Here is a 14,867-nt window from a genome sequence, read left to right on the forward strand (position 1 = left end):
CGACAGGACCGCATCCATGAAGACTTCGTCCCTGCGCCTCAAAAGCGCCCTGCTTGGCCTGACCCTGCTCGTCTCCGCAGCGGCCCATGCCGACGACACGCCGCGCTACCTCGACGACGCCAAGCTGCACGAACTGCAAACCGTCATCGCCCCGCCCTCCGTCCCCGGCTCCGCCGAAGACCGCGCCGACCGTGCCGTGACCGACCGCGCCTACGCCGCTGCCCGCGGCAAGGACGAAGCCACGCTCGCCAAGAAGGAGGAGGAGTTCGACGCCTTCGCTTTCGCACGCGTCCTCGGCCCCGGCTTCGACGCCACCAAACTGCCGCACACCGCTGCGCTATTCACCGAAGTGCAGAAAGAAACCGCCAAGGCCGTCAAGGAAGCCAAGAACCATTGGCAACGCGACCGCCCCTGCCCCCTCGACTCCTGCCACAAGGATCCCGAGGCCGACGAAAAGAACCTCAAGAAGAAAAGCTACGCCTACCCCAGCGGCCACAGCACCCGCGCCACCGTCTTCGCCGTCCTGCTCGGCAAACTCTTGCCCCAGCGCACCGACGCCCTGGCCGGCTACGCGCGTGACGTAGGCTGGCGCCGTGTAGTGCGCGGCGTGCACACACCGCAGGACATCTTTGCAGGACGCGTATTCGGTCAAGCACTGGCACAGGCATTCCTCGCCAATCCGGCCCTGCAGAAAGACATGGAAGCCGCTGAAGCCGAACTGACGGCAGCCGGGCTGACCGCACCGATGGGTGAAGCGAAGGCTGCGATGGTGCAGTGAGTGCTATGCGGGTGAGCCTCGAACTACTGCATGCAGTAGTAGTGATGTCTCAAGTACTCACCCCTCCCCAGCCCTCCCCTGCGAGCAGGGGAGGGAGCAAAAGCTTGGCGCTTCCAATCAGCCGTCAATAGAACGATTCCGACGTCTGGCACTGGAAAAAGCGTAGCTACAAAGCACATCGCCTGCTCTTTAGGCCATTTCTCTTTGGTTACTTTCTCTTGACTCCGGGCATCCATGCCCTCCGCCCTTCGGGCCAGCTGCGCTGTTCGCACCCGCTCCTGCGGGTGCGTGGGCCAGCAAAGAGAAAGTAACTCGGGCGCCGGCAGGCGTCCGAAATGCCCGCTGCATAAGCGGCCAGGGCACGCAGACACAAAAATCGGAGCACACCATCACTGGACCCCTGCCTGCGCAGGGGTGACGAAGTAGGTGGGAATGGCGCAAGGGCCGAACCCTCTCCCAGAAGGAGAGGAAGCAACGCGTCAGTGCTTGGTAGCGCCAGCCGCGCCAGGCGAAACAACCCCACCGCGATTCAACGCCAACCCCTTCAACACATTCAACGCCTGCGACAACGCATAATCCTGCGTCGCCAGCTTCGCGTTCTCCGCGCTGCCATCGTTATCGATGTCCTTGCCCTTGCCGCCATCCTCATTGGCAAGGTGATTGCGCAGATCCGCTTCCGAAGCGATCAGGGTGGCCGAGCTGTCTACCTTGTTCACCGCCAGATCCGCCAGCGCGATATCCGGCTTGATGCCTTCCGCCTGGATCGACGTACCACTGGGCGTGTAGTAACGCGCGGTGGTGATCTTCACCGCATGCTCGGCGTCCAGCGGCAGCACGGTCTGCACCACACCCTTGCCGAAGGTGCGACGGCCGACGATCAGCGCGCGGTGGTTGTCTTTCAGCGCACCGGAGACGATCTCCGCGGCGGACGCCGTGCCGTTGTCGACCAGCACAACCATCGGCGCGCCATTGAGCAGGTCGCCGGGGTGTGCGGAGAAGTTGAGATTGGCGTCCTGCAAGCGGCCCTTGGTGGTAACGATGGTGCCGCTGTCGAGGAAATCATCGCTCACACCGACGGCGGCGGTGAGCAGGCCGCCGGGATTGGAACGCAGGTCGAGAATGGCGCCACGCTGCTGGCCATTCTTCTTGATCAGTTCGCTGAGCTTCTTGTCCAGGTCGCCCGCGGTATCGTCCTGGAACTGGCTGATGCGGATATAGGCGTAACCGGGTTCCAGCTCGCGCACTTTCACGCTGGTGACGGAGATGCGCTCGCGCACCAGGGGCATGTCGATCGGCTTGTCGCTCTTTTCATGCAGGATGGTGAGCACGATCTTGCTGCCCGGATCGCCGCGCAGCTTCTTGAACATCTCGTCGATGTTCTCCGGCTCCACCGTCTTGCCGTCGACCTTGATGATGGTGTCGCCGGGCTTGATGCCCGCGCGCGAGGCCGGGGTGTCGTCGATCGGCGCGATGATGCGCAGGCTGCCGTCGACCTGCAGCACTTCGATGCCAAGGCCGCCGTACTGGCCGGTGGTGTCCTCGCTCAATTCGGCGAGGCCCTCCTTGTCGAGGTATTCGCTGTGCGGATCGAGGCCGGTAAGCATGCCGCTGATGGCGGCCTTCATCAGGGTCTTGTTGTCCACCTTCTCCACGTAGGCCTGGCGCACCACCTCGTAGACGCGGCTGAAGTTGCGGATGTCGTCGAGATCGACCGCATCGGGCGTTTCGCTGGACGCGGCCTTGGCCGGCGCGGCGGGTTTGGCCGCGTTGGCGGCGGGGGCCGTCTGGGCCTGCAGCATGGGCGCCGCCAGCAGCAGGGCGATCAGACTCAGGGTGGGAAACCGCATGAACGTACTCCGGAAAAGCGAAGGGGCGCGTCGCGGTTGGACCACCATGGCGCGCCGGAATTCAATGACAGGACGCTCCGAGCCATTCTACGCAGCCGTCATGATGTGTGGGAGGTCCGCAGGGTGTGGCGCGCGGTGACGGCAAGGCTGGCTGCCTTGCCTAGACGTGGGCCGCACCCTGCGGACCTCCCACACATCACCCTATCATTCAAATCTAATACTGTGAGGGCCGGCTCTGCCCGCCCACAGCTCCGCGGCACGCTGGCTTGAAAGACGGCCAGTCTGCCTACGCCAACGCACCACGCATCTGCGGGCGGGCAGAGCCGGTGACGGCTGCGTAGAATGGCTCGGAGCGTCCTTAGCCTGCGGTGCCGGATGTGTGACGTCAACGTTGGCGGCTGAGCCAGCTGCGCGGGTCGACCGGCTTGTTGTTCTGGCGCAGCTCGAAATAGACGCCGGTATTGACGCCAGTGGGCGCCGCCGCGGTGCCTACCGCCTGCCCCGCCTCGACCTGGTCGCCGACGCCGTGCAACAGGCTTTCGTTGTTGCCGTACATGCTCATCCAGCCGCTGCCGTGGTTGAGGATCAGCAACATGCCGTAGCCGCGCAGGAAGGCGGCGTACACCACGCGGCCGCGCGCCACGGCGCGCACTTCGCTACCGCCGTTGGCCTTGATCAGCACGCCGTTGCCGTAGGTGTTGACCACGCCGTTGGCCGGCCACGGCAGGTTGCCGCGAATATTTGCGCTGCCCTTGCCGGCCGGCACCGTCGGCTCGGTGGGGTTGGCCTTAGCGGCGCGGGCGGCGGCTTTGGCCGCCTCGTCGATGGCCTTCTGCAGCTTGTCGACCAGGCTGTTGAGCGATTGCGCGTTCTGTTTCAGCGCGGCCAGGCGCTCGGCCTGGTCCTTGTATTGCGCGTCGGTCTGCGCCACCAGCTTGGCCTGGCTCGCGCGCTGCTGCTCCAGCGCCTTGGCCCGCTGCTCGCGTTGCGACTTGGTGGCTTGCAGCGCCTGCTGTTCGGTGGTGATCTGCGCTTCAAGATCCTGCAGATGGGCGAGATCACCCATCAGTTTCTGCACGCGCTGTACGCGGTCTTCCTGGAAGTACTTCGAATAGGCCAGCGCGCGGGCGACCCGCGCCACGTCTTCGTCACCCAGCAACAGTCGCAGGTCCGAACCCCGCCCCAGGGTGTAAGTGGCGCGCAACAGGTCGGCGATGGCGGCGCGCTGGCCGTCCAGGTTCTTCTGCAGTTCGGCGCGTTGCTGCTGGAGCTTGTCCAGCTCGCGCTGCTTGGCGGCCAGGTCGCTGTCGGTCTGCCGCACCGCGCGCGCGGCGCCGGCGACGGCATTGGCCTGCTTGGACAGCTCGGCGCTGGCGCTGTCGCGCTTGGCGGCGGTCTCCGCCTGCTCCTTCGCCAGCGCTTCCATCTTGCTGCGCACGTCGGCGAGTTTCTTCTGCGCCTCGGCCTGCTCCGCCTTGGTCTTGGCATCCTGTGCCATCGCCGGCATGGCGGCGAAACCCACAAGGAGGATCGCGGCACCGATCAGGCCGCGGATGCAACGACGGGCGGAATGCAGGTGTGTTGGCATCGGCTGATTATCCCTAAGAGCTTGCGCAAAGTCTCCGCTACCATCCAAGGCTCAGTCATCTAAGGGACGGCGGATGAAAGCGGCCAGGGGCGCGACGATTGCGGTGGCATGCATGCTGTTCGCTGTCTCCAGCTGGGCAGCCGATACCACCCTGCCGACCGTGCGGGTCAACGCCGCACGGCTCGATATTCCTCCGTTCGACCTCCCTGCTTCACTCAGCGTGGTTACCGTGTCACCGGCGGATAGCGGCAAGCCCGGTGTGAATCTCTCCGAGGCACTGATCGGCGTGCCCGGCGTCCTGGCCCGCGACCGGCAGAACTATGCGCAGGACGAACAGTTGTCGCTGCGCGGTTTCGGGGCGCGCTCCACCTTCGGCGTGCGTGGCGTGCGGCTGTATGCCGACGGCATTCCCGCGACCATGCCGGACGGCCAGGGACAGCTTTCGCATTTCAGCCTGGACGCGGCGGAACGGGTAGAGGTGCTGCGCGGGCCGTTCTCCGCGCTGTACGGCAATGCCTCCGGCGGCGTGGTGCAGCTGTGGAGTGCGGAGGGAAGCACGCCCGCGCAAACGAAGACGGGCCTGTTCGCCGGCAGCAACGCGAGCATGCGCCTTGGCCTGTCCACGCGCGGCGCCGATGGCCCGTTCGACTATAACCTCGCCGTGTCGCATTTCCAGACCGCGGGCTATCGCGATCACAGCCGCGCCAGGCGCGAATCCGGCAACGCGCGGCTCGGTTTCGACCTCGGCAAGGCGGGGCACCTCACCCTGGTGTTCAACACCCTCGCGCTGCCACAGGCGCAGGATCCGCTCGGACTGACCCGTACCCAGGCCGCAGCCGATCCGCGGCAGGCACCCGCCGTGGCGTATCAGTTCGATACGCGCAAAAGCGTGCACCAAACCCAGGGCGGCGCGGTCTATGAGTTCGCACCGGACGCCCAGACGCAATGGCGTGTGATGGCCTACTACGGCCAACGCGGCGTGCAGCAGGTGCTGTCCGTGCCGGTGGCCGCGCAACGCAATCCGCTCAATGCCGGTGGCGTGGTCGATCTGGACACCGACTACGGTGGCCTCGATGCGCGCTGGACGCGCCGTGCCGCTTTCGCCGGCCGTCCCCTGGAGCTGGTGCTCGGGCTCAGTTACGACGACCAGGACCAGCATCGCCGCGGCTACGAGAACTTCGCCGGCCATGTACTCGGCGTCACCGGCCGCCTGCGCCGCGATGAAGATGACCGCGTGTGGAACCTCGACCCTTATGCCCAGCTTTACTGGCACTTCGCCACGCAGTGGTCGCTGCTCGCCGGGGTGCGGCATAGCGAAGTGCATTTCCGCTCGCGCGACCACTACATCGCGCCCGGTAATCCCGACGACAGCGGGCAGGTCAGCTACGGCGCCACCACACCCGTGCTGGGTCTGCAGTACCGCCCCGGAGACAAACTGCGCTTCTACGCCAGCTATGGCGAAGGTTTTGAAACGCCCACATTCGCCGAGCTCGGCTACCGTGCCGATGGTGGCGCCGGCCTTGCCTTCAATCTGCGTCCTTCACGCAGCCGGCAGAGCGAGCTCGGTGCGAAATGGCGACCCGCCAGCCGCTGGGAACTCGACACAGCTCTGTTCCGCGCCGATAGCCGCAACGAACTGGCCGTTGCCGACAACTCGGGCGGTCGCGCCAGCTACCGCAACATCGGCCGCAGCCGGCGGCAGGGTATCGAGGCGTCGCTGCGCGGCGACCTCGGCGACAGCTGGCGGGTAGTGCTTGGCGCAACGCATGTACAGGCCCGCTTTCTAAGCAGCTTCCTTACGGGCAGCCCGGCCGTCACCGTACCCGCCGGCTCACGTATTCCCGGCGTGCCTGAAAACTATGGCTCGTTGCGCATCGAACGTGGCAGCGCACTGGGCTGGCGTATGGGCGCGGAATGGCAAGGCGTTGGCGCTGTTTCCGTAGATGACCGCGATAGCGCACGCGCGCCCGGGTATCTGTTGACCGGTATCGATCTTGGCTACGGCATCGATCTGGGCGCGACCCGCCTCCACCTCAGTGCGCGCGTCGACAATCTCTTCGACCGCCACGTCATCGGCTCGGTCATCGTCAACGAATCCAACGGGCGTTTTTACGAACCGGCGCCCGGCCGCAGTGTGATGTTCGGCGCCCAGTTGGAACTGTAGGAGCGCACCCTGTGCGCGAAAGCCCTGCGTTAGCAGGGCCGATCTTTTCTCTTCATGTGGCAAAAGCGGCCCTGCTAACGCAGGGCTTTCGCGCACAGGGTGCGCTCCTACGTGGAGGCTTCGGTGAGCAGCGGGCGCAGTCGCGCCGCGAATGCATCGCTATCGTCGAGCAGGCGGAATCCGGCGAACTCGAAAGCGGGCGCCACGACGCAGGTCACGAGGCTGTAGTCACCCAGCGGCCGCGCCGCCTGCCATGCATGCGCCGGCACCACGTGTGCGGGTGTGGCGCCATCGGCGAGCGATCCCAGGCGGCGACGCTCCAGGCGACCTTCGGCCGCGTAGTACACCAGCAGCTCGACGGGCGCGCCCTCCACGTAATGCCATGCCTCGTCCGCATCGACCACATGCCAGTCGCTGATCTCGCCATCGGCGAGCAGGAAGTGGATCGCACTGAGCGGCGGGCGGACGCCATCGGGAGCGGTAGATGTATGGAAGCGCCGATAATGCCCGCCCTCCACATGCGGCTGCAGCTGAAGGGTGGCGATCAGTTCTGCGGCACGCGGATGGATGGACATGGATCTCAATCGCTAGCGGATGCGGGTGCCGGCTTCACCAGCCAGCGCACCGCCAGCACACCCAATTCATAGAGGAAGCACATCGGAATCGCCAGCATCACCATCGAGGTGATGTCCGGCGGCGTGATGAAGGCCGCAATGGCGAACGCGCCGACGATGGCGTAGCGGCGACTGCCGCGCAGCTGTTCGAGATTGACCACGCCGATCGCGGCAAGGATCACCACCGCCACCGGCACCTCGAAGCACAGACCGAAGGCGAAGAACATCAGCATCACGAAATCGAGGTAATGCGTGATGTCGGTCATCATCTCCACACCCTGCGGCGTCACCGCAGTGAGGAAACGGAACGCGGCCGGCAGCACCAGGAAATAGGCGAACGCGCAGCCGGTGTAGAACAGCACCAGCGCCGCCGCCAGCAGTGGCCGCGCCAGGCGTTTCTCGTGCTTGTACAGGCCGGGGCTGACGAAGGCCCACAGCTGATAAAGGATCATCGGCATGCTGATGAACAGCGACGCGTAGAACGCCAGCTTCAGCGGCGTCACGAACGGGCTGGCCACTTCGGTGGCGATCAGGTGCGCGCCTTCCGGCAGACGCGCCACCAACGGTGCGGCCAGCTCGGCATAGAGACGATTGGCGAACGGCGCCAGCGCCAGCAAGACCAGCACCACGGTCACCACGGCCTTGAGCAGGCGTGAGCGCAGTTCGATCAGGTGCGAGAACAGGCCTTGTTCCAGACCTTCGGACTCATCTTGCTCAGGCGCCGCCATGCGGTGTTTCCCTGGGTGGCGTGGCGGGGGCGGTGGCTGCGGTGGCTTCGTCCGGCGCTTCTGCGGGCTTGTCGGCAGGCTTGGCCTGCATGACATCGGAACCGGTTTCGCGAATCTGGCGCAAGGTGGCGTCCAGCTCGGACTGCGCCGCCTCGGCATGGGCGGCGGCCTCGCGTGCCTGCCGCTTGATCTCTTCTACCTGAAGCTCACGCTCCACCTCGGCCCGCACGCTGTCCCAGCCGGTGCGCACGCGGCGCAACAGGGCGCCGGCGGTACGCGCGGCGCCCGGCAGTTTTTCCGGGCCGAGCACGATCAGCGCGATGAGCGCGAGCAATACCAGCTTGCCGAAGCTGATCTCGATCATCGCCTGCGCGCCGCTTACTTGGTTTCGGTGGTGTCGTGCTGGTTCTGCGTGGTGTTGCTGCCGGCGGCCGGCGGATCGGCCCGCAGGCGATCTTCATCCTTGGGCTTGTCGTCGCTACTACCGCCATCCAGGCCTTTCTTGAAATCGCGCACGGCGCCACCGAGGTCGCCACCGATGTTGCGCAGCTTCTTGGTGCCGAAGATCAGCACCACAACAACCAACAGAAGAATGAGATGGGTAATGCTCATGGGGTTGCCTCAAAAGCGGAAATTGACCGGAAAACGTTCGCACACCGTGCGCCGGCCTTTCCGACTCATCGCTGAGTGTACTCCTCCAGGCGGTCGCGGAAATCGACCACCGGTCCCGGAACCTTGTTCACGCCACCCTCGAAGATGCGCCGGGGGGTAATGCCCTTCCCGTAGATCTCCTCATTGGCGTCGTAATCGATGCGCAGGGCCGAGCCGTCCAACGCCACGCCGGCGAACAGGCCGCGCGAGCGCGAGTACGAGTAGATCTCGGCCTTGAACTGGCTGTCCGTCGACGCCGTGGCGGTGCGGCCGACCGGCCCCGCCGCCGCCGCGGCATCGGCACCCAGGGTGAATTTGCCGTTGACGATGGAATCCACGCCGCGCTGGGTGCGGAACACCAGGATCACATCGGTCGACGAGACGCCGGCCTGGAAGCCCACGCTGCCGCCGGTCAGGGTCACGAAGCTGGGATTGGACCAGGTACCGTCCGGTCCCTTCACCGAAATCAGGCCTTCGCCGCGACGGCCGCCAAAGATGAAACCGGCCTTGATCATGTCCGGAATCACCGCGATCGCGTGGGCTTCCTTCAGCAGATCGACCGGAATCGATTTGTCCGGCGCCTCCATGATTTCCTTCAGCACACGCACGGAGTTCTGCGCGCGCATCAGCGGCGGATCCTCGGCATGGACCGACATGGCCGGCAACAGCAGAACCAGGGCGGCGAGCAACAGACGGTGCAGTGATGCTTTGATCATGGATGACTCCTGTAACCGGGTTCGATGAGGCAGGCTGCGACAGCGGGTCATGCAGCGCCCCGGACGGCTTGTGGCAGACTTCACGGCGCTTCCCGCCACGACGGTCACCATGCCACGCAGCAGCCACTATACCGGCCTGGCCGGCGTTTCCGATGACCGTGCCGTTAAGGCTGGCGTGTTGCTGGTGAACCTAGGTACACCCGAGGCGCCGACCGCAAAAGCACTGCGTCCCTATCTGGCGGAGTTCCTCGGCGACCCTCGCGTCATCGAGTATCCGCGCTGGTTGTGGTGGCTGATCCTGCATGGCGTGATCCTGCGCATACGCCCGCCGCGTTCCGCGCATGCATATGGACGCATCTGGACCCCGCAAGGTTCCCCGCTACGCGTCGGCAGCGAAGCACTGGCCGCAAGGCTGCAGACCGAACTGGACCAACGCGCACTCGGCCCGATCCGCGTTGCCCTGGCCATGCGCTATGGCGAGCCGTCGGTGGCGCATCAGATCGAGCAGCTGCAGCGCGACGGCGTCCGCCGCTTATTAATACTGCCGCTGTATCCACAATATTCCGCCACCTCCACCGGCTCGGTGATCGACGCCGTGGCGGACAGTTTCAAAACCCTGCGCTGGCCGCCGGAACTGCGCGTGGTCAACGACTACCACGACGATCCAGGCCATATCGAAGCGCTGGCGCAAAGCATCGAGCGCTGGTGGGCGGTGAACGGCCGCGGGAACAAGTTGCTGCTGTCCTTCCACGGCATCCCGGAACGCTACGTACAAGCGGGTGACCCCTACTTCCAGCAATGCCAGACCACCGCGCGACGGCTGCGCGAGCGGCTGGAACTGGACGAATCGCAACTGCTGTTGAGCTTCCAGTCGCGCGTGGGCCGCGAACGCTGGCTGCATCCCTATACCGACGCCACCGTGCGCGAACTTGCGGCACAGGGCGTGAAGCGGCTCGACGTCGCCTGCCCCGGCTTTGCCGTCGACTGCCTGGAAACGCTGGAAGAAATCGCCATGCAGAACCGCGATTTCTTTGTCGAGGCGGGCGGACAGGAGCTGCGCTACATCCCGGCGCTCAACGACAGCGACGGCCAGGTCGCCAGTCTTGCCGCGCTAGCACTGCGCCATATGCAGGGCTGGCCGGAAGCCGGCGCATGAACGGCGCCATCGAACGCTCCATCGAACTGCCGCAGCTCACCCTGCGCGCACAGGTCTGGGGCGCGGACGACGCACCGCCGCTACTGGCCCTGCACGGCTGGCTGGACAATGCCGGCAGCTTTGCGCGATTGGCGCCACTGCTGGCCGATCGCAGGCGCGTGATCGCACTCGAACTCCCCGGCCATGGTCATTCCGATCACCTGCCGGCGGGCACGCACTATCACTTCGTCGATTACGTGCGCACCGCACTCGCCGCCGCCAATGCGCTCGGCCTGCAGCAGTTCGACCTGCTCGGCCATTCGCTTGGCGCCGGCATCGCCGCGATGCTGGCGGCCGCCGCGCCAGAACGCATCGCGGCATTGCTGCTGATCGAGGGACTGGGTCCGCTCGGTGACGACGGTTCGCATACCCTGCAACGTTTCCGCGATGGCATCACCACCCCGGCCAACAACAAGGGGCTGCGTGTATTCCGCGACATCGAGCAAGCCATCGCCGCGCGCGCCATCGCCGGCGGCCTGCGCGCCGAACTGGCGCGGCCCATCGTGGAGCGCGGCTTGCTGGAGGTCGCCGACGGCTGGTGCTGGCGCAGCGACCCACGCCTGACCCGCACCTCACCGCTGCGCATCGCCGAAAGCCAGATCCACGCGTTGCTGCGCGGTATCCGCGCGCCAACGGCCTTGCTGCTGGCACGACCGGCAACCTCGTATCTGCCCAGCCATCCCATGGAACTGCGCGCGGCCTGTGTCGACGATATAGCGGTGAGCCATCTCGACGGCGGACACCATCTGCACCTGGAACATCCGCAGGCGGTAGCGGACTGGGCCACCGCGCACTTAGGGCAACACTGACCAAGGCATCCCTGACCTACGGCACGTGGAAGCTGGCCAACACTGCGTAAACTGCAGCCATGCAGCATCTCGGCCGCGCCAACTACGGATCACCGCAACAGCTCCGCTCGATCGGCGGCATGCTGGTGTCCACCACGCGCTATGCCGGCGATGACAGCCTGCCGCTGCATGAGCATGACGAGGCGTATCTCTGCCTGGTCGCGGATGGCGCCTATGTGCAGCAGGCCAGTGGGCGCGACACCGCCTGCGAAACCGGCCTGCTGCTGGTGCACCCGGAAGGACATCGCCACGCCAACCGCTTTTCGCCACAGGGCGCGCGCTGCCTGAGCATCTTCCCTTCGCATGAATTCGCGACCGGCGAAGGCATGCAGCGGTTGCTCAGCGACCACCGCGCGCTCGCGCTGCCCGAAGCGCCACGTCTGCTGGCACGCATCGAACGCGAACTGGCGGCCACCGATGATGCCGCGCCGCTGGCCCTGCAGTCGGCCATCTTCGAATTGATCGCGCTGGCCTGCCGCAATGGAAAGGACGAGCACCAGCCCGCGTGGCTGACACGCGTGCTCGAACGGCTGCAGGACGATCCACTGGCGAATCTCTCGCTACAGGAGCTGGGTGCGCTCGCCGGCGTGCATCCGGCGCATCTCGCACGGCGGTTCCAGCAGGCCCAGGGCATGTCGGTCGGCGACTATCGCCGCGCGCTGCGCATCCGCCTGGCCTGCCGCACACTGGCGGAGGAAGAGTCATCCATCGCCGATGTCGCCATCGCAGCAGGCTTTACCGATCAGAGCCACTTCGCACGCGTGTTCAAGCGCGTGACCGGCGAAACGCCGCGTGACTTTCGGCAGAAGAGCCTGCTCAAAGCCTCCGCGTAGCCCTCGCCGGTCCTGTTTGCGCGCAGGGCAAGGAAGAACGAGGGCGTGTACGTCCGTACACAACCGAGCGATGACGCCGCCCTGCACGCAAACAGGACCGGCCCGAAGGGTTGAGTCGCAATGGCCGCCAGGCGGCAGTGCGCGGCTTGGCCTGACAGCAAGTCAGGCGCTGCGCCACGCCCCACCACCTGGCGGCCATTGCGACTCAACGAGGGCCACGCGGAGGCTTCGAGCAGGCTCTAACTGCAATGTGCGTCCTAAAGCATCAAAGGCGTCCTAGACCGGTGACGTGAGGCTCGGGCAGCATGCGCTCGCCTACCGCAAGGAACCGCCCGCATGCTCAAGCTTCGCCCCCTCCCCCATCTGCTGTTGCTCGGCAGCCTGTTGCTGCCCACGCTCGCCGTCGCCGACGACACCCATGACCTGCTGCGCCAGCTCCAACAGGCGCACGGTGCCGCCGCACTGCAGCGGCATGGCGCGCTCGTCGCGCAAGGCAAGGAAGAAGTCGACGGCCTCAGCGGCCGTTGGGAGCAAACCGTCGACCTGCGCAACGGCTACTACGCTTCGCATGCGCGTAACAGCGTCTTCAGCGGCGCCGACGGCTTCGACGCGCAGGGCCGATGGCACCAGGACATCACCGGCCTCACTCATCCTTACGATTCGGATGAGGCTGTCACCGTAGCGACCAGCGAAAACTGGCTGCGCCGCTTCGGCTTCCTGTCGGCCAAATCGGACGCGGTGAATTACCGCCGCCTGCCGGATGCCGAAGACAAAGGCCGCCGCTACGCGCGCCTGGAAGCCACGCCCACTGGCGGACGCGCGGTGACGCTGTGGATCGACCCCGCCACGCATCGCCTGGATCATGCCTCCTGGCAGAGCTCCTTCTTCACCATCGTGCAGAAGTACAGCGATTACCGCAGCGTAGACGGCGTGCAACTGCCGTTCCGCATCGCCATCGGCGGCCTCACCGCCTCTGGCAGCGAGGCCAACACCGGCACGGATATCGTCGATCGCTACCAGTGGCTGGACACCCCTCCGACCACCGCGTTGCAACGTCCAGCCAACAAGGTGAGCGACGTGACCATGGCCAATGGCGCCAGCCAGGCGACCTTGCCCATGCATCTCGAAGGCGGTTTTCTGCTGGTCGACGTGAGCATCAACGGCAAGGGACCCCTGCCTTTCATTCTTGATACTGGCGGCCACGCCATTCTCACCGCTGACGCCGCGAAGAAGCTCGGGTTCGCCACCCAGGGCCAGGGCGCCAGCGCGGGCTCCGGTCCCGGCACGATGAGCACCGCCTACACGCATGTGGACCACCTCGGCATGGGCGACGCCGATATTCGCGACCTGCCCTTCCTGGTGATGCCGTATCCCTATGCCATGTGCGAGCGCGGTGAAGGACGCGAACCGATCGCCGGCATTCTCGGCCTGGAAATCTTCCAGCGCTTCGCCGTCACGTTCGACTACGACCGCAGGCAGCTCGTCCTGCAGCCCTACGACCATGGACAGGCTCCGGCCGCGCGCCAAGGCAACGTGCTCCCGCTGCGCTTCACCGACGACATGCCATTGACCGAGGCGGAAATCGACGGGCATCGCGGCGTCTTCGGCATCGATACCGGCAACTCCGGCCTCACCCTGATGTTTCCGCAATGGGCCGGGCGCATGGGTATCACCGGCCGCTATGAGAACGGCGCGCCCGTGCCCACCGGCGGTGTCGGTGGCGAGTTCACGGCGCACTTCGCGCACACCCAGTCAATGAAGCTTGGCAGCGACAAACTCGACAACGTCGTCGCCATGCTCACCCGCGCCGACGCCGGCGCCACCGGCAACCCCAGCGAGGCCGGCAACATAGGCCAGGATGTCCTGTCCCGCTACAACGTGCACTTCGACTACCGCCGCCAGCACATGGTGCTGATGCCTCGCGCCGAACCCGCAACACGGCACTACGCCATGGCCGGTTTCAGCGCCAGCAAACCGCAGGATCAACCGGATCGCTACGTGGTCAGCTGGATCATGCCGGGCGGCCCCGCCGCGCAGGCAGGCCTGAAGGAAGACGATGCGATCACAGCGATCAACGGCAAGGCGGCGAAGTCGATGGGGCTGGGCGAGGCGCGCAAAGCCCGGATGGAGCAGCCGGAGGGGACGCCGCTGAAGCTGACCCTGAGCGATGGTCGCGTGGTGGAGATGAAGCTGCGGGATGTAGCGCCGAAATAGCCCCCAGAATCACCTGTAGGAGCCCACCCTGTGGGCGAAAATCCTACGAAGCGAAACTCCCGGGCGCCTGTCGCGCACAGGGTGCGCTCCTACAGCACTACGACAAGCAACGAAGCAGACTGGCCAGATGACATGCTCACCTGGCCATCGCTCATTACGAATCGGTCGTTGCTCAATTCCCGGGCAGATCTATTTAGTCACTACCGCCACGGCAGATCGGCAACCTCTGTTCGCTACCCATGAACTCGCTCGCACTGCCTGCGTCGCGCTGCATGTTGAATATGGGCACGTGGGGCGATGCGCAGGTTCTCTGTTGGATATTCATGCCCGACCATTGGCATGGCCTCGTCCAGCTTGGCGCCAACGATGACATCTCGCTCGTCATGAATCGCTTCAAGGCTGTCACAACAAAGCGACTTCGTGCGGACTTCCCCAGGCAAGTATGGGCCCGTGGCTTCCATGACCATGCGCTGCGCCGCGACGAAGGTGTCATCACTGCGGCGCAGTTACATCATAGCCAACCCCCTGCGAGCCGGCTTAGTCGACAACATACTCGACTACCCGTACTGGAACAGCGTCTCGCTGTAGGAGCCCTCCTTGTGGGCTACAAACCGGCAGGATTGCCGATTTGCACGGCGAAGCCGCCCGAAGGGCGAGGGCCAGGAGGGCTCGAGTGAAAGCCCTGCGTTAG

At 65.5% G+C, this 14,867-nt stretch carries 14 protein-coding genes; 7 read left to right on the forward strand and 7 right to left on the reverse strand.

The features are described 5' to 3' along the window. Window positions 1-16 precede the first annotated feature (16 nt). Window positions 17-778, forward strand: coding sequence for a phosphatase PAP2 family protein (locus tag ISS97_RS08265; protein ID WP_379985312.1), 762 nt, complete (start codon window positions 17-19; stop codon window positions 776-778). Between the two features lie 479 nt (window positions 779-1,257). Here the strand turns inward: ISS97_RS08265 and ISS97_RS08270 are convergent, their stop codons facing one another. Both ISS97_RS08270 and ISS97_RS08275 read right to left on the reverse strand, forming a co-directional pair. Next, window positions 1,258-2,625, reverse strand: a complete 1,368-nt coding sequence (locus tag ISS97_RS08270; protein ID WP_379985310.1) for a S41 family peptidase — start codon at window positions 2,623-2,625, stop codon at window positions 1,258-1,260. Window positions 2,626-3,010: 385 nt separating this feature from the next. Continuing rightward, the gene (locus ISS97_RS08275; RefSeq protein ID WP_379985309.1) at window positions 3,011-4,213 is read right to left on the reverse strand and encodes a murein hydrolase activator EnvC family protein; all 1,203 of its coding nucleotides are present in this window, start codon (window positions 4,211-4,213) and stop codon (window positions 3,011-3,013) included. Window positions 4,214-4,286: 73 nt separating this feature from the next. Between ISS97_RS08275 and ISS97_RS08280 the strand changes: the two genes are divergently transcribed. Then, on the forward strand, window positions 4,287-6,377 hold the full coding sequence (locus tag ISS97_RS08280; RefSeq protein ID WP_379985308.1) for a TonB-dependent receptor domain-containing protein: 2,091 nt from the start codon (window positions 4,287-4,289) through the stop codon (window positions 6,375-6,377). Window positions 6,378-6,484: 107 nt separating this feature from the next. On the opposite strand, the gene ISS97_RS08285 is transcribed toward ISS97_RS08280, so the two are convergent. The 5 genes from ISS97_RS08285 to ISS97_RS08305 form a co-directional block, all read right to left on the reverse strand. Continuing rightward, entirely contained in the window at window positions 6,485-6,946 is a 462-nt protein-coding gene (locus ISS97_RS08285; RefSeq protein WP_379985533.1) for a cupin domain-containing protein, read from the reverse strand. An 11-nt stretch (window positions 6,947-6,957) separates the two neighbouring features. Next, entirely contained in the window at window positions 6,958-7,719 is a 762-nt protein-coding gene (tatC, locus tag ISS97_RS08290) for a twin-arginine translocase subunit TatC (protein ID WP_379985307.1), read from the reverse strand. Then, complete coding sequence (gene tatB, locus ISS97_RS08295; RefSeq protein ID WP_379985306.1) at window positions 7,706-8,083, reverse strand: Sec-independent protein translocase protein TatB; 378 nt, start codon at window positions 8,081-8,083, stop codon at window positions 7,706-7,708. The genes tatC and tatB overlap by 14 nt, the downstream gene beginning before the upstream one ends. A gap of 14 nt (window positions 8,084-8,097) precedes the next feature. Then, window positions 8,098-8,331: a twin-arginine translocase TatA/TatE family subunit gene (gene tatA, locus ISS97_RS08300; protein WP_379985305.1), complete on the reverse strand. Its 234-nt coding sequence runs from the start codon at window positions 8,329-8,331 to the stop codon at window positions 8,098-8,100. Between the two features lie 65 nt (window positions 8,332-8,396). Continuing rightward, the gene (locus ISS97_RS08305) at window positions 8,397-9,086 is read right to left on the reverse strand and encodes a lipid-binding SYLF domain-containing protein (RefSeq protein ID WP_379985304.1); all 690 of its coding nucleotides are present in this window, start codon (window positions 9,084-9,086) and stop codon (window positions 8,397-8,399) included. 109 nt (window positions 9,087-9,195) lie between these two features. On the opposite strand from ISS97_RS08305, the gene hemH reads away from it, so the two are divergent. From hemH to ISS97_RS08330, 5 genes are all read left to right on the forward strand, one after another. Next, window positions 9,196-10,242, forward strand: coding sequence for a ferrochelatase (gene hemH, locus ISS97_RS08310; protein WP_379985532.1), 1,047 nt, complete (start codon window positions 9,196-9,198; stop codon window positions 10,240-10,242). Further along, entirely contained in the window at window positions 10,239-11,090 is an 852-nt protein-coding gene (locus tag ISS97_RS08315; protein ID WP_379985303.1) for an alpha/beta fold hydrolase, read from the forward strand. Before hemH ends, ISS97_RS08315 begins: the two co-directional genes overlap by 4 nt. A gap of 59 nt (window positions 11,091-11,149) precedes the next feature. Beyond that, the gene (locus tag ISS97_RS08320; RefSeq protein ID WP_379985302.1) at window positions 11,150-11,962 is read left to right on the forward strand and encodes a helix-turn-helix transcriptional regulator; all 813 of its coding nucleotides are present in this window, start codon (window positions 11,150-11,152) and stop codon (window positions 11,960-11,962) included. A 336-nt stretch (window positions 11,963-12,298) separates the two neighbouring features. Next, window positions 12,299-14,176 (forward strand): aspartyl protease family protein, encoded by a 1,878-nt coding sequence (locus ISS97_RS08325; protein WP_379985301.1) that lies wholly within the window; start codon window positions 12,299-12,301, stop codon window positions 14,174-14,176. 281 nt (window positions 14,177-14,457) lie between these two features. Further along, window positions 14,458-14,853 carry a transposase gene (locus ISS97_RS08330; RefSeq protein ID WP_404580091.1) on the forward strand — a complete coding sequence of 132 codons (396 nt, stop codon included), beginning with the start codon at window positions 14,458-14,460 and terminating at the stop codon, window positions 14,851-14,853. The last annotated feature ends 14 nt before the right edge of the window (window positions 14,854-14,867 follow it).

Source organism: Dyella koreensis (assembly GCF_044904565.1).
Taxonomy (GTDB): Bacteria; Pseudomonadota; Gammaproteobacteria; order Xanthomonadales; family Rhodanobacteraceae; genus Dyella_D; species Dyella_D koreensis.

Coding starts and splice junctions, on each gene's coding strand:
- ISS97_RS08265 (WP_379985312.1), top strand. CDS start 17: ATGAAGACTTCGTCCCTGCGCCTCAAAAGCGCCCTGCTTGGCCTGACC.
- ISS97_RS08270 (WP_379985310.1), bottom strand. CDS start 2,625: ATGCGGTTTCCCACCCTGAGTCTGATCGCCCTGCTGCTGGCGGCGCCC.
- ISS97_RS08275 (WP_379985309.1), bottom strand. CDS start 4,213: ATGCCAACACACCTGCATTCCGCCCGTCGTTGCATCCGCGGCCTGATC.
- ISS97_RS08280 (WP_379985308.1), top strand. CDS start 4,287: ATGAAAGCGGCCAGGGGCGCGACGATTGCGGTGGCATGCATGCTGTTC.
- tatC (WP_379985307.1), bottom strand. CDS start 7,719: ATGGCGGCGCCTGAGCAAGATGAGTCCGAAGGTCTGGAACAAGGCCTG.
- tatB (WP_379985306.1), bottom strand. CDS start 8,083: ATGATCGAGATCAGCTTCGGCAAGCTGGTATTGCTCGCGCTCATCGCG.
- tatA (WP_379985305.1), bottom strand. CDS start 8,331: ATGAGCATTACCCATCTCATTCTTCTGTTGGTTGTTGTGGTGCTGATC.
- ISS97_RS08305 (WP_379985304.1), bottom strand. CDS start 9,086: ATGATCAAAGCATCACTGCACCGTCTGTTGCTCGCCGCCCTGGTTCTG.
- hemH (WP_379985532.1), top strand. CDS start 9,196: ATGCCACGCAGCAGCCACTATACCGGCCTGGCCGGCGTTTCCGATGAC.
- ISS97_RS08315 (WP_379985303.1), top strand. CDS start 10,239: ATGAACGGCGCCATCGAACGCTCCATCGAACTGCCGCAGCTCACCCTG.
- ISS97_RS08320 (WP_379985302.1), top strand. CDS start 11,150: ATGCAGCATCTCGGCCGCGCCAACTACGGATCACCGCAACAGCTCCGC.
- ISS97_RS08325 (WP_379985301.1), top strand. CDS start 12,299: ATGCTCAAGCTTCGCCCCCTCCCCCATCTGCTGTTGCTCGGCAGCCTG.
- ISS97_RS08330 (WP_404580091.1), top strand. CDS start 14,458: ATGGGCACGTGGGGCGATGCGCAGGTTCTCTGTTGGATATTCATGCCC.